Here is a 14,544-nt window from a genome sequence, read left to right on the forward strand (position 1 = left end):
TAAAAGCATCTCTAATTTAGAGGTGCTTTTTTAGTTATTGTAAACTCTAATAACATCTCCATTAACCTCTACAAAGTAAGGTTTTAAACTATATTGTCCACTAGTACCATCAAAAGGAACACCTCCACCAGCAACACTATAACTATTACCATCATCACAATTACAAGTTGCAATACCACTTTCAACAGTTAGTAAAGAGCAGTCTGAAGGGACGTGATTAGGGTCTGTAATTTCAAAAGCATAATAAGTGTTACCTGTGTAATAAATAACAATACCATTATACCCAAAACCATTAATAACAATACTACCACCAGGAAACTCTAAGTCATTATATTGTGGTAAAGTTGTGTTTATGGAATTAAAAGTGTCAAAATTAATATTTGGTATAAAATTATTGCTGTTATCAGCATCATCGTTTTTTTGACATGACGTTATTAGCGCAAAGCATAATATTATTGTAGTTAAAGACCTTAACATATAAATTTAATAATTTTTTAGGATTGCAATTTACAACAATTACAATGTTGAGTTAAATATTTTGTATATTTGTAAGACAAAATCTCGTGTCGACGAGATTTTTGTGTTTAACGCTAAATTGTTTTAGCGTCTTTTTATTTAAACGAAAAAAATATGAGTAAAGTATCTTATTATACAGCAGAAGGGTTAAAAAAATTGCGTGACGAGCTTAAGCAGCTTAAGGATGTGGAGCGCGTTAAGGCCTCTAGAGCAATAGCAGAAGCAAGAGATAAAGGTGATTTAAGTGAAAATGCAGAGTATGATGCAGCCAAGGAAGCGCAAGGTATGCTAGAAATGCGTATCGCGAAGCTAGAAGATCAAATGGCTGGAGCACGTGTTATTGACGAGTCACAAATGGACACCTCTAAAATATTAGTCCTATCTAAAGTAAAAATCAAAAACCAAACCAATGGTATGGAAATGAATTATACTTTAGTAGCAGATGGCGAAGCAGATTTAGCCTCAGGTAAAATATCTGTAAACAGCCCAATAGGTAAAGGTTTATTAGGGAAATCAGTTGGTGATGTTGCCGAAATACAAGTACCAAGTGGTATAATTAAATTTGATATTGTCGAAATTAGTAGATAATATTTCATTTAAATAATAACGCTAAAGCGGAAATATATAAAAATGTAAATTTTTTTAAGATTCCTGTTTATTCTGAAACAAATTTCAGGTTAGCAGGAATCTTTTTTTATCTTTAGTTTCTAAACCGAAACCTATATGTCATCCATTTTTACAAAAATAGTAAACGGAGAAATTCCGTGTTATAAAGTAGCCGAAACCGAAGATTTTTTAGCCTTCTTAGATGTTAATCCTAATGCTAAAGGACATACCTTATGTATTCCTAAAAAAGAAGTAAATAAACTTTTTGATTTAGACCAAACCACTTATACTCAGTTAATGCTATTTTCCAGAAAAGTGGCAATAGCTTTAGAAAAAGCTGTGCCTTGTAAACGTGTTGGTGTAAGTGTAATTGGTTTAGAAGTACCACATGTACATGTGCATTTAATACCATTAAATACAATGGAAGACGCAAGGTTTATTAATAAAGTGTCTTTACAAAAGGAAGATTTTGAGGCTTTAGCAAAAGCAATTGCTGCCAATTTATAATTGGTAAACTAAAACGCTTAGTATTGCAGCTATTAAAAGGATAGCTGCACCAATTAAAATCCAAAACAGACTTTTGTACTTTTTAGATGATTTTTTAGGCTGGAAAGCTTTCATCTGGTAGTCATAAACGCGCTCAATGTCATCCGTCCAACGTGCTGGATAGATTTTAGTATTACAAACAATGCAATTCATTTCCGTACTTACCTCTTGTGTAATGCTTTTATAAAAAGAAGTTTCAATAAAACGTTGTTTAAACGTTAATTGCAGTCCTTTAGTGCTAAAGCATTCAGGGCAATTATTATTTAAATCAACAGTATTTATTGTTAGTAATCTATCAGACATTTATATTGTTTTTAGGCTAATCTGCATAGTTGTTCCTTTTCCTTTTTCAGAGTGCAAAACTTTTATACGACCATTATGAAAGTCTTCTACAATTCGTTTTACCAATGATAAACCAAGTCCCCAACCACGTTTTTTAGTTGTATAACCAGGCTCAAAGATAGTACTAAATTCGTTTTTACTTATTCCTTTTCCTGAATCTGTTACAGTTATTTTTACACTTTGTTCTAACTGTGTGATACTGACATGCAAATCACCTTTTCCCTTCATGGCATCTATAGCATTTTTAACTAAATTTTCAATAGTCCAACCATATAATTGGGTATTTAAATTAACGTATATAGGGTGATCAGGTAAAGTGATATCAAAATTTATTAGTCTTGAAGATCTTGTTTTTAAGTAGTCATAAGCGTCTTTGGTTTCAGCAACAATATCAACCTTATTTAGTGTTGGAAGCGATCCTATTTTACTAAATCGCTCTGTGATTGTTTGCAAACGACTAATGTCTTTTTCTATTTCTTTTATGTATTCAGGATTAGTATTTTCACCTTTTAAAATTTCGGTCCAACCAATTAATGATGATAAAGGCGTCCCGATTTGATGTGCGGTTTCTTTAGCCATTCCTGACCATAATTTATTTTGAGTTGCAATTTTAGAGCTGCGATAAAAAAAGTAAACCACTGCTCCAAATAAGACAATAATTAATAATAGCGCTAATGGATAATATTTTAGTTTATTTAAAAGTGGCGAGTTTCCGTAGTATAGCATACCTAGGGACTCATCGCTATTAGTTTTGTTATTATAATAGGATAATGCAATAGGGTGGTTTTCTTCTTCAAATTGTAATTGACTTTTTCTTAAAAAAGCATCAACATTTTTTATTCCTAAAGTATCTAAATTATTAAAGCTACTTATTTCTCCTTTAGGAGATACTAAAATCATTGGAGTTGTAGAGGTGGAATCTGTTATAATAAATGTTGTGACATTGTTTACTTCGCCATCCAACCCGTTTCTAAAACTATTTAAAAAATCACTTTGTGCATAGGACCATGTTTGCATTTTTCTGCGTTCTTCTGCTTTAAATTTTTGAAAAAACACATAAGTATTCCATAGTATTAAAGAGATAATAGCAAATGAAGCAATAATTATTATCCAGCGTATAAGCTGACGATGTTTTGTAAAAAACATGATTGTTAGTTTTTGGTGTTAATATAATGCAATTCTGTTAATATTATTGTGGAGGTTGGTTACTAATTGCCTTTTAGTTGACCGTCAGATTGTGTATTTTTGTAGTAAACAATACTCCTTTATGTTATCATTTACACCACAAGAATTCTCTACAGCTAAATTACATGGCTATTTACTTAGTGCTGTTGCACCTAGACCAATAGCTTTTGCTAGTACAATAGATGCAGACGGAAAACCTAATTTATCACCTTTTAGTTTTTTTAATGTGTTTAGTGCTAATCCACCAATATTAATTTTTTCGCCAGCAAGACGTGTTAGAGATAATACTATTAAGCATACGTTGGTTAATGCAGAAGCTACTAAAGAGGTTGTAATTAATGTGGTCAACTACGATATTGTACAGCAAATGTCTTTAAGTAGTACAGAGTATCCTGAAGGTATAAACGAATTTGAAAAAGCAGGTCTGACTATGTTAAAATCAGATGTGGTAAAACCATTTAGGGTAGCAGAAAGTCCTGTGCAAATGGAATGTAAAGTTAACCAAATCGTGCATCTTGGTGAAAACGCTGGAGCAGGTAATTTAATTATTTGTGAAGTGGTTAAAATGCATGTGTCTGAAGATGTCTTGGATGAAAATGGTGCAATTGACCAAAATAAATTAGATTTAGTATCTAGAGCAGGAGGTAGTTATTATAGCAGAGCAAAATCTGGATTTTTTGAAATTCCAAAACCGTTGTCAACCCTTGGTATAGGTGTTGACGCTTTACCAAAAGCAGTTAGAGAAAGTGCTGTTTTAACAGGAAATGATTTGGGTCTTTTAGGGAATGTTGAAAACTTACCTGAGGAAAATAGCATTCAGGCTTTTAAAAACCAACATAATTTAAGTTCTTTGTCGACTGAACAAAAACATAAAAAAGCAAAAGACTTTTTAAGTTTTAGTGATGTGGAAAGCGCTTGGAAAGTGTTGTTATCGTAAGTTTGCGATATTTAATTAGACGAATATTTAATAATTATATAGAAAATGGAAGTACAAGGTAAAGTTAAGCTAGTAGGAGAAACTCAAAGTTTTGGTAGCAACGGATTTAGAAAAAGAGAATTAGTAGTAACTACAGAAGAGCAATATCCTCAACATATTTTAGTAGAGTTTGTTCAAGATAAATGTGATTTATTAAACAACTATCAAGTAGGTCAAGATGTTAAAGTTAACATCAATTTACGTGGTAGAGAATGGGTTAATCCTCAAGGAGAAACTAAATATTTTAACTCTATTCAGGGTTGGAGAATTGAAGGCGTACAAGCAGGAGCAGCACCTCAAGGGATGCCAGAAGTGCCACCAGCACAAGCTTTTGAGCCAGCTAACAATGTAAAAGATGAAGATCACGACGATTTACCATTTTAAGTAATAGTCAATCTTTAAACAATAACTTTATTAAAATTAGTTGTTGTACTAGATATAAAAAACCTCAAGACTTTTGTTTTGAGGTTTTTTTATAAAAAAAAGTCTTGTAATTAAACAAGACTTTTTAAAATAGTGGATTTTATTAGCCTTTAGTTATAAACTTTAAAAACAGTGGAAAACTAATTATCAATATAAAGACTACATAAATATCTGAAAAATAAATTAATTAGAAGATAAAACGTTGGTAATTAATGTTATAAAATTAAATATTAGTGTTTTTTGTAAGTAAATACAGTTTATAATAAGGTTTTCTAATTCAATTTCTTACTTTAATATCTTAAACTAATTGACGACAAATGGAATTTTTAAATAATAATCATGTGTTTCCTGAAGTTGATAAAGCCACAGAAGATGGTCTTTTAGCTGTTGGTGGAGATTTAAGTGCAAACCGATTGTTAACTGCGTATCAAAAAGGCATTTTTCCTTGGTTTGAAGACGATAATACTATAATGTGGTGGTCTCCAGATCCTAGATTTGTATTGTTTCCAAAAGATTTAAAAGTGTCTAAAAGCATGAAGCAAATCCTGCGTAACACAGATTTTGTGGTCACAGTTAATAAAGATTTTAACGCTGTTATTACATCTTGTGCTGCAGCAAAACGACCAGGACAAGATGATACTTGGATTACAAAAGGTATGATTGAGGCCTATACTAAATTACATCAATTAGGTTATGCAAAGTCTATAGAAGTTTGGCTAAATAATACACTTGTTGGAGGCTTATATGGTGTAGACTTAGGTAACGGTGTTTTTTGTGGAGAAAGCATGTTTGCTAAAGTAAGTAATGCTAGTAAAGTAGGGTTTATAAGTTTTATTCAAAATACAAACTATAAGCTTATTGACTGTCAAGTTTACACAAATCACTTGGAAAGTTTAGGTGCAATGGATATTTCTAGAGCGCAGTTTTTAAAGTATTTAACTTAAACCTCATGGTATCTAAAACAAGCTACTTCATGGTCATTAACCATGCCTACAGCTTGCATAAATGCGTAAACAACAGTTGATCCAACAAATTTAAAACCTCGTTTTTTTAAATCTTTACTTAAGGCATCACTAATTGTAGTATTTGCAGGTGCACTTTTATAATGTGCTACTTTATTTTTTATAGGTGTATTATTTACAAAAGCCCATAAATAAGTGCTAAAACTACCAAACTCTTTTTGGATGTCCATAAATAATTGGGCATTAGTAATCGTGGCATTGACTTTTAATTTATTTCTAATAATGCCAGCATTTTGTAATAATTCAGTTTTTTTTTCTTCGTTGTACTTAGCTATTTTTTGATAATCAAATTGGTCAAATGCATCAAAAAAATTATTACGTTTTCTCAAAATAGTTATCCAACTAAGTCCAGCTTGGAAGGTTTCTAAGATTAAAAACTCAAATAGTGTAGCATCATCATATACAGGAGTTCCCCATTCTTTATCATGATAAGCTTCATATAAATCATCTCCAACGCACCAACCGCATTTATGTTTAGTCATTTTGTTTCGTTTTTCGATATTCTTTTATGGCAATTAACATGTAAATAAGCACTATTACATGTCTTAAGTCAAACAAATATAGATTTTTAAAAATATGATAATTAGGAATCAAATTAAGACTTTTACAAGCAAATAAGCTGAAAAAACCAACAAATAAAATAGGTTTAATGGTTCTTAAAGTTAACATTGTAAGGAAGTTTTAATAATTTCTACTAATGTAACAACAGTAACTTATAAATCATAATAGTTGCTGTATTTTTGTACTATGGATACACTTAAAGATACAATTATCAAACAAATTTTACAAGATGGGTTGGATAATAGCATGAGCTATGCTGAATATAGAGATTTGGTTTTGACTAAAGTCGAAAACAATTCAAACACAGGTCATGAGGTTAATGAAGCTTTAGCTAATTATACAATGCTTAACAATAAGCGCATGAAGCGTTGGGATAAAACGATTAAGATTGGAGAAGGCGTTGCAGATGCTATTAAACATAAAACATTTAATCAAACTTGGATTATAATAACAGAAAGTTGGTGTGGAGATGCTGCACATGTAATGCCTGTTATTAATAAAATTGCAGAATTAAACGATGGTATCAATTTTAGAGTTGTATTAAGAGATGATAACGAAGCGTTAATGGACCAATTTTTAACTAATGGTTCTAGGTCTATAGCTAAGTTAATTATTTTAGATACAATTACTAAAGATGTTATTGCTACTTATGGTCCAAGACCAAGCACAGCAACATTATTGGTAAATGACTATAAAGCTAAGTATGGTAAATTAACGCCAGAGTTTAAAGAAGACTTACAACAATGGTATAATAAAGATAAAGGTCATACTGTTATAGCGGATTTAGTCGCTTTAATTGGTTAAATAATATATATCTATTTTCCGTTAAACTGAAATGTAATAGATCCTAATTGCTTTGATTTTGTTGAGGTACTAAACTTAGCGTCCTTAGCATATTGTAAAGCATGTTCTTGTAAACATGCATTATTAGAAGTTGAAGCATTGTTGATATATGCATCTATAACAGTACCATTACTATTTACGGTTATATTAACTACAATTTTACCTTCTGCATCACATAAATAAACAGGAATTGGCAAGTATTGATCTGTCCGACCTTTTAAAGAATAGTATATAGAGCTGTTAGTGTTGGCCACATTACTTTGATTCGTACTACTTTTTTTAGACCGTTTGTTAAGTATTTCATTTACGCTATTAAAACTAGTTAATGTCTTTTCAGAGATTGCAGAATTACCATGACTTGCTTCCGTAGTTTCTTCAGTCTTGATATCGTTTTTATAGGTTTCTAATTTTGGATTAATATAATCCTCAGGAGGAGCTATAGGTTTGTAAGCTTGTGCGTAGTGTTTATAGTTTTCAGAAGTATTAAAGGCTTTGTTTGTTGCTTTATTAGCGCTTTTAATGGGTGTTTGCTCGGCTATATTTTCAATAATATCTTCAACTTGCTCTATGTCGTACAATGTTTCAGCTACAGCTGTATTTGTTTTAAAAACAGTCACATTTAATACAGACAACAGCAATGTACCTGTTATTAATAAAGTTATAGCTAGCGCTTTATGAGAGTTTTTTAAAAGCATGTAATACAAACGATTTTTAACTAATTGTTAGTATATGTATATACGTTTGCAAAGTATAAAAAGATGTGTTTTAGTCCTTTTTTGGGAGGTTTTTAATAAAATCATCTATCGAAAGGCTATTTTTTACATCAAAATCACCAATTTTTGTGCGACGTAAAACAGATAAGTGTCCGCCGGAATTTAATGCTTTTCCAAAATCGTTAGCTAAAGATCGTATGTAAGTCCCTTTACTGCATACCACTCTAAAATCAATATTTAGATCATCAATGTTAGTAATCTCAAATTCTTGAATTAATATTTTTCTGGATTTAATTTCAACGGTTTCACCAGCTCTAGCATATTCGTAAAGGCGCTTTCCTTCTTTTTTTAAAGCAGAAAATATTGGAGGAAATTGGTCGATTTCACCTGTAAACTGTTTAGTCGTTTGGTGTATTAAATCTTCGGTAATATGGCTGGTATTAAAAGTCTCGTTAATTTCGGTTTCTAAATCGTATGAAGGCGTTGTGCTTCCTAAAACAATTGTTCCTGTATACTCTTTAATTTGACCTTGAAAGGTGTCTATTTGTTTGGTCATTTTACCAGTACAAATAACTAGCAATCCAGATGCTAATGGATCTAAAGTTCCAGCATGACCCACTTTTATTTTTTTAATATTAAAAGCTTGACGGATTTCCCAACGTAGTTTGTTTACCACCTGAAAAGACGTCCAATCTAATGGCTTGTCTATAAGTAAAACTTGTCCTGCTAAATAATCTTCTTTAGTCATTGACTTAATTTAATAGTGCAAATGTTATTGCAATTATACCAACAATAGCACAGTAAATAGCAAAATAGGATAGCTTACTTTTTTTAACCAAGCTAATCATCCAAGTGCAAGCAAATAATCCAGCAACAAAAGCAGCTATAAAACCAGCGGATAATGCAGTGATATTTTGACTATCAAAATTTAAATCACCTCCTAAAATGTCTTTGGCTATTTTTCCGAATATTAAAGGTACAACCATTAAAAAAGAAAAGCGTGCAGCTTTAGTTTTGTCATTACCTAATAATACAGAAGTAGATATGGTTGCTCCACTTCTGGAAATACCAGGAAGCATAGCTATTGCTTGAGACACACCTATAATTAAAGCATCTTTAAAGGATACGTTTTTATTTGTGTTTTTAGCTTTATCAGCAAAAAATAATAGTATTGCTGTGACTAATAACATACAACCTACTAAAAGAATATTACCACCAAAAAGTTGTTCTAATTGTTCTTCAAAAAACAATCCTACAAAAGCAGCAGGAAGCATAGAGATTGCAATTTTTGTTACAAACTTGGTGTCCTCATTCCATTTAAAAGCCAAAAAGCCTTTAATAATATCTAAAATATCTTTTCTAAAAATAACAATGGTACTTAACGCAGTTGCAAAATGAAGAACTACGGTAAATAATAAGCTTTCTTCAGGAATACTTTTATCGCCTAAAATGGCTTTACCTATTTCTAAATGACCACTTGAAGACACAGGAAGAAACTCAGTTAATCCTTGTACTATACCTAATAAAATTGAATCGAAAATATCCATGTTGGCAAAAGTATTAAAATACTATGACCAAATGATACAATGAAGTTGAAATTTAATATTCTAATTTCAATAAAAATAAACTACTAGAAGTGTTATTCGGCTTTAGGCTTAGATAGTATAGCGTAAACCTGTATACCAAAGCCAATAATTACTAAAGCAGGAGCCAAACGGATACGTCTCCAGCTAAAAATAGCATCACTAAATACATTTGGGTCGTCACTACCACCACCAGACATCAAAATGAAGCCTAAGGCAATGCAAGCTAAGCCAATAAACATAAATTTATAGTTGTGCTTACCAAAAACTAATTCGGTTTTTAAACTGTTTTTATTGTTTTTATTGCTTTCTCCCAAAGTATTATTTGTGTTGATTTTTGACAAATTTAAACTTTTTAAATTAATCGTAAATAAATTTTGTTTGATGTTTTTTAATAGTCACTTTATCTGTGTGTGCAACTTTAGTTTCAAACTTATTAGTTGTTGTCGCTAAATAAGCAATAATTGCAACTAGACCTATTAATACAAATGTGATTCGTTTCATAAACATTAGTTTTAGAGTTATTAATCATTTTAAAGTATTAGTTGGTCAATAGTGCGTTATTTTTTGGTTAAGTAAATATAACGCGCTAAAGTGCAAAGTATTGTTAACGCTTTAGTTAAAAGCTGTTAAATTAATACAGTTGATCGGTCTTTAAATTTAAAAAACGTTGTGTTGCAAAATGAGTACTTATCCAAGTAATAAGGATACCTAGTAAAAAGATTATTAAAAATAAACCACCTATTAAAATAGGGCTTTGACGTAAAACTAATTCCGGAAAAGCTTGGTCCACATAATATACTATAAAGCCTAAGCCTACTAATGCAAGGATAGCACCAAGTATACCTAGTTTAATACTTTTCCAAACAAATGGTCTACGTATAAAGCGTTTGGTAGCGCCTACCATTTGCATCGTTTTTATAGTAAAACGCTTAGCGTAAACAGATAATCTAATGCTACTATTAATTAGTAATACAGCAATTAAAGTAAAAATAGCACTTAGTAATAAGACCCAAAAGCTAATTTTTTTAACACGACTATTCATTAAGGTTACTAAATCTTTGTCATACCTAACTTCTTCAACAAAACCTTTTTCTAATGCAGTTGCAGCTAATTCTTCTAACTTATCAGAAGTCACAAAATCTGCTTTAAGGTTAACATCAATATTATTTTGTAAAGGATTAAATCCTAAAAACTCCATAAAATCTTCACCATTTTCAGCTTTCATAGATTCAGCTGCTTGCTCTTTAGAGATGTATTCTGTAGATTTTACATAATCTGCCAATGCTAAACTTTTTTCAAGTTGCTTAACTTCGACGTCCTTGGCGTTGTCTTTTAAATAAATAGTAACCGTTACTTGTTCTTTAAACAAGTCTGCTACTTTTTTAGCGTTAAGAACCAAAAGTCCTAAAATACCCAATAAAAATAATACTAATGCAATACTTAGTACTACAGAAAAGTATGAAGAAATTAATCTACGTTTTTGATATCTTTCAAAAGAAGAGCTCATAAATTGATGTTAGTTTATAGTGTAAAAATATAAAAGAAAATGAAATCCCTTTGATTTACAACGTCAAACTTTTAATAGTCTTATAATAAGTTTAAATTTGTTGCTTAATTAAGCAGTAAAACACAAAAATGCAATACCATTTTAACGACATCGAAGCCAAATGGCAAAAATATTGGGCCGAAAACCAAACTTTTAAAGCCTCTAATACTAGTGATAAACCAAAATATTATGTTTTGGACATGTTTCCTTATCCATCAGGTGCAGGATTACACGTTGGTCATCCATTAGGTTATATCGCGTCAGATATTTATGCACGTTACAAACGTCATAAAGGGTTTAATGTATTGCATCCACAAGGTTATGATAGCTTTGGTTTACCAGCAGAACAGTATGCAATACAAACAGGTCAGCATCCTAAAGACACTACTGAAATAAATATTGATGGTTGTTTAGATGCAAAAGGAAATATCCTTAAAAAGTATGTAAATGAAGATGGAAGTATTAAAGATACTGCACTTATAGAAAAAGGTAAGAGGATTACTATCAATGATAGTAACTATCAAGAAAATATAATTAAAGGTTACCGAAGACAACTAGATCAAATAGGTTTTAGTTTTGATTGGAGTCGCGAAGTACGTACATCTACACCAGAATATTACAAATGGACGCAATGGATTTTTATTCAGTTATTTGAGTCTTGGTATAATAACACTACTAATAAAGCTGAAGAAATTTCGAGCTTAATTAAAATATTTTCTGCGGAAGGAAATGCTAATGTAAATGCTGTTTGTGATGATAATATCGAAATATTCTCAGCTGACGATTGGAATGGATTTTCATCCGAAAAGCAACAAGAAATACTATTACAATATAGGTTAACGTATTTAGCCGAAACAGAAGTAAATTGGTGTCCTGCTTTAGGAACCGTTTTAGCAAACGACGAGATTGTAAACGGAGTGTCAGAACGTGGTGGACATCCTGTAATGCGTAAAAAGATGACGCAATGGAGTATGCGAATTTCTGCTTATGCAGAACGTTTACTGCAAGGATTAGATACTATAGATTGGACAGATTCGCTTAAAGAAAGTCAACGTAATTGGATTGGTAAATCTGTTGGAGCAAGTGTAACTTTTAATGTTATACCAAATGTGACTCTGAGCGCAGTCGAGACGTCTCATCAAATAGAAGTTTTCACAACAAGACCAGATACTATTTTTGGTGTTAGTTTTATGACCTTAGCTCCAGAGCATGAGTTGGTCTCTCAAATAACAACTATAGAACAAAAAGCAGAGGTTGATGCTTATATTTTAGCAACCTCAAAACGTAGCGAGCGTGATCGTATGGCAGATGTAAAAACCATTTCTGGTGCATTTACAGGTGCTTACGCAGAGCATCCATTTAGTAAAGAACCAATTCCAATTTGGATTGGAGATTACGTATTAGCTGGTTATGGTACAGGAGCAGTTATGTCTGTGCCTTGTGGTGACCAACGTGATTACGACTTTGCAAAACATTTTAATATTGATATTCCTAATATTTTTGAAGGTGCAGATATAGGCCAAGAAGCTTTTACATCTAAAGACAATGTGAAAATTGCAAATAGCGATTTCCTAGATGGAATGAACTACAAAAAAGCATCTAAACGTGCTATTTTTGAGTTAGAGCAATTAGGTCAAGGCGAAGGAAAAACTAACTACAGATTGCGTGATGCAGTATTTTCTAGACAGAGATATTGGGGAGAACCGTTTCCAGTATACTACGTTAACGGAATGCCACAAATGATTGATAAACAACATTTACCAATCACATTACCAGAAGTAGAAAAATATTTACCAACCGAAACAGGAGAGCCACCTTTAGGTCGTGCAGATGTTTGGGCTTGGGATACTAATACAAATACAGTGGTTTCTAATACTCTTGTCTCGTCGAGTGAAGTCGAGACGTCTAAAGATAACGGAATCTACCCACTAGAGTTAAACACAATGCCTGGTTGGGCAGGAAGCTCTTGGTACTTTTTCCGTTATATGGAAGAAAAAGCCAACAGAGGTGAGGATTTTGCAAGCAAAGATGCACTTAACTACTGGGAAAACGTAGACCTTTATATTGGTGGAAGTGAGCATGCAACAGGACATTTATTATACTCACGTTTTTGGGTGAAGTTTTTAAAAGATAGAGGTTTTGTTGGAGTAGAAGAGCCATTTAAAAAGCTAATTAACCAAGGAATGATTCTTGGGACTAGTGCTTTTGTTTATAGAGTTAGAAGACCTTTAGCATTAGATCGAAAAGATATGCCAGATAATTTGACCGAAAATTTTCCTTCAGCAGCTTCTTTAAAACAAGTTTTTGTAACAAAAAGTTATTATGATAAATTAAAAGATAATAAAGACCATTCATCAGTTGAATATAGTAAATTAACTGAAGCTCTTGATAGTATTCAGGATCCAATAATTGAAAGTTATAATAATGATACTAAAAATGTTGGGACGTTAACAAAAGCAAGCGTTTTATTTCAGGAATTACATGTAGATGTTTCTTTTGTAAACGCTTCAGATGAATTAGATATTGCAAAAGCTGAAAATTGGAGAGATGAATTAAAAGGAGCTATATTTATAACAGAAGAAGATGGAACATTTAAAGTAGGTCGCGAAGTCGAAAAAATGTCTAAATCTAAATACAACGTCGTAAATCCAGATAATATTTGCGAGCAGTATGGAGCAGATAGTTTACGTTTATACGAAATGTTTTTAGGACCTTTAGAGCAAGCTAAACCTTGGAATACTGCTGGTATTACAGGTGTGCATGGTTTCTTAAAAAAATTATGGAAATTATATGTTGGAGAAAACGGAGTTACTGTAAATGATGCTGAGCCAACAAAAGACAACCTAAAAACGTTACATAAAACCATTAAAAAGGTTGAAGAAGATATTGAGAATTTCTCTTTTAATACTTCGGTTTCAACGTTTATGATTGCTGTTAACGAGTTAACACAACAAAAATGTACTAGCAAAGCTATTTTAGAGCCATTATTAGTACTATTATCACCTTATGCACCTCACATTACTGAAGAGCTTTATAGCCAATTAGGAAATACAGAGTCTATTAGTACTGCAGCTTTTCCTAAGTTTGAAGCTAGCCATTTGGTAGAGAGTAGTAAAAATTACCCAATTTCGTTTAACGGAAAAATGCGTTTTACTTTAGAGTTACCAACGGATATGTCTAAAGACGACATAGAAAAAACCGTTATGGCTCATGAAAAAACTATTGCTCAATTAGATGGACGTACACCTAAAAAAGTGATTATTGTTCCAGGTAAAATTGTAAATATTGTAGGCTAACGTTATTATAAATAATACAGTCATTGCAGGAACAATGTAATTTCTTCAATGAGCTATTTTTAGGATATAATCAAGAGTCATCAGGAATACGTCAGTTCGAGTGATTCGACGTAGGAGAATTGTATCGAGAACCAATAGACCTCTCGATACAATTTGCTCGTGCCTCACAAACCACTCGATGTGACGTTACGTTTATAGTTACCCTCACACAATGACACCTTGTGAGGAAGATTATTTTCTGAGTTATGATAAGTTAATTGCAGATTAATTTTAGTTTTCAAAACTCTAAAATGGTCGGTTTAACAGATTTTTATGCCAATAAAAATAAAGTCTAAGTCTGACATTTTTTCTATCCTTTAAGTTGGCTTACTTTTTGCTATATT

At 31.8% G+C, this 14,544-nt stretch carries 17 protein-coding genes; 7 read left to right on the forward strand and 10 right to left on the reverse strand.

What is annotated here, in order from left to right; genetic code table 11:
* Positions 1 to 30 precede the first annotated feature (30 nt).
* Entirely contained in the window at positions 31 to 477 is a 447-nt protein-coding gene (locus WNY60_RS05105) for a hypothetical protein (protein WP_339808623.1), read from the reverse strand.
* Positions 478 to 630: 153 nt separating this feature from the next.
* Here WNY60_RS05105 and greA point away from each other — a divergent pair, with 153 nt between their 5' ends.
* On the forward strand, positions 631 to 1,104 hold the full coding sequence (gene greA / locus WNY60_RS05110) for a transcription elongation factor GreA (RefSeq protein ID WP_145004207.1): 474 nt from the start codon (positions 631 to 633) through the stop codon (positions 1,102 to 1,104).
* 135 nt (positions 1,105 to 1,239) lie between these two features.
* Positions 1,240 to 1,629, forward strand: coding sequence for an HIT family protein (locus tag WNY60_RS05115; RefSeq protein WP_339808624.1), 390 nt, complete (start codon positions 1,240 to 1,242; stop codon positions 1,627 to 1,629).
* On the opposite strand, the gene WNY60_RS05120 is transcribed toward WNY60_RS05115, so the two are convergent.
* Both WNY60_RS05120 and WNY60_RS05125 read right to left on the reverse strand, forming a co-directional pair.
* Complete coding sequence (locus WNY60_RS05120) at positions 1,624 to 1,971, reverse strand: hypothetical protein (RefSeq protein WP_342861705.1); 348 nt, start codon at positions 1,969 to 1,971, stop codon at positions 1,624 to 1,626. The genes WNY60_RS05115 and WNY60_RS05120 overlap by 6 nt on opposite strands.
* Complete coding sequence (locus WNY60_RS05125) at positions 1,972 to 3,156, reverse strand: HAMP domain-containing sensor histidine kinase (RefSeq protein ID WP_342861706.1); 1,185 nt, start codon at positions 3,154 to 3,156, stop codon at positions 1,972 to 1,974.
* 121 nt (positions 3,157 to 3,277) lie between these two features.
* Between WNY60_RS05125 and WNY60_RS05130 the strand changes: the two genes are divergently transcribed.
* The 3 genes from WNY60_RS05130 to aat all read left to right on the forward strand — a co-directional run bounded on the left by WNY60_RS05130 (position 3,278) and on the right by aat (position 5,538).
* On the forward strand, positions 3,278 to 4,132 hold the full coding sequence (locus WNY60_RS05130; RefSeq protein ID WP_145004196.1) for a flavin reductase family protein: 855 nt from the start codon (positions 3,278 to 3,280) through the stop codon (positions 4,130 to 4,132).
* A gap of 45 nt (positions 4,133 to 4,177) precedes the next feature.
* Positions 4,178 to 4,555 (forward strand): DUF3127 domain-containing protein, encoded by a 378-nt coding sequence (locus tag WNY60_RS05135; RefSeq protein ID WP_145004194.1) that lies wholly within the window; start codon positions 4,178 to 4,180, stop codon positions 4,553 to 4,555.
* A gap of 356 nt (positions 4,556 to 4,911) precedes the next feature.
* Positions 4,912 to 5,538, forward strand: coding sequence for a leucyl/phenylalanyl-tRNA--protein transferase (gene aat, locus WNY60_RS05140; RefSeq protein ID WP_342861707.1), 627 nt, complete (start codon positions 4,912 to 4,914; stop codon positions 5,536 to 5,538).
* Here the strand turns inward: aat and WNY60_RS05145 are convergent.
* Entirely contained in the window at positions 5,535 to 6,098 is a 564-nt protein-coding gene (locus WNY60_RS05145; RefSeq protein WP_342861708.1) for a DNA-3-methyladenine glycosylase I, read from the reverse strand. The genes aat and WNY60_RS05145 overlap by 4 nt on opposite strands.
* Before the next feature lie 265 nt (positions 6,099 to 6,363).
* Here WNY60_RS05145 and WNY60_RS05150 point away from each other — a divergent pair, with 265 nt between their 5' ends.
* Positions 6,364 to 6,981, forward strand: coding sequence for a thioredoxin family protein (locus WNY60_RS05150; protein ID WP_145004187.1), 618 nt, complete (start codon positions 6,364 to 6,366; stop codon positions 6,979 to 6,981).
* Between the two features lie 11 nt (positions 6,982 to 6,992).
* Here the strand turns inward: WNY60_RS05150 and WNY60_RS05155 are convergent, their stop codons facing one another.
* From WNY60_RS05155 to WNY60_RS05180, 6 genes are all read right to left on the reverse strand, one after another.
* Positions 6,993 to 7,715 carry an energy transducer TonB gene (locus tag WNY60_RS05155; protein ID WP_342861709.1) on the reverse strand — a complete coding sequence of 241 codons (723 nt, stop codon included), beginning with the start codon at positions 7,713 to 7,715 and terminating at the stop codon, positions 6,993 to 6,995.
* Between the two features lie 70 nt (positions 7,716 to 7,785).
* Positions 7,786 to 8,481: a tRNA pseudouridine(55) synthase TruB gene (gene truB, locus WNY60_RS05160; protein ID WP_342861710.1), complete on the reverse strand. Its 696-nt coding sequence runs from the start codon at positions 8,479 to 8,481 to the stop codon at positions 7,786 to 7,788.
* 4 nt (positions 8,482 to 8,485) lie between these two features.
* Entirely contained in the window at positions 8,486 to 9,280 is a 795-nt protein-coding gene (locus WNY60_RS05165; protein WP_145004178.1) for an undecaprenyl-diphosphate phosphatase, read from the reverse strand.
* Positions 9,281 to 9,372: 92 nt separating this feature from the next.
* Entirely contained in the window at positions 9,373 to 9,633 is a 261-nt protein-coding gene (locus WNY60_RS05170; protein WP_292948102.1) for a DUF3098 domain-containing protein, read from the reverse strand.
* A gap of 43 nt (positions 9,634 to 9,676) precedes the next feature.
* The gene (locus tag WNY60_RS05175; RefSeq protein ID WP_186439217.1) at positions 9,677 to 9,820 is read right to left on the reverse strand and encodes a hypothetical protein; all 144 of its coding nucleotides are present in this window, start codon (positions 9,818 to 9,820) and stop codon (positions 9,677 to 9,679) included.
* A gap of 130 nt (positions 9,821 to 9,950) precedes the next feature.
* Complete coding sequence (locus tag WNY60_RS05180; RefSeq protein WP_145004175.1) at positions 9,951 to 10,826, reverse strand: permease-like cell division protein FtsX; 876 nt, start codon at positions 10,824 to 10,826, stop codon at positions 9,951 to 9,953.
* A 128-nt stretch (positions 10,827 to 10,954) separates the two neighbouring features.
* On the opposite strand from WNY60_RS05180, the gene WNY60_RS05185 reads away from it, so the two are divergent.
* Positions 10,955 to 14,161 carry a class I tRNA ligase family protein gene (locus tag WNY60_RS05185; protein ID WP_342861711.1) on the forward strand — a complete coding sequence of 1,069 codons (3,207 nt, stop codon included), beginning with the start codon at positions 10,955 to 10,957 and terminating at the stop codon, positions 14,159 to 14,161.
* Positions 14,162 to 14,544 lie beyond the last annotated feature (383 nt).

This window comes from Olleya sp. AS48 (assembly GCF_038900355.1).
Classification (GTDB): domain Bacteria; phylum Bacteroidota; class Bacteroidia; order Flavobacteriales; family Flavobacteriaceae; genus Olleya.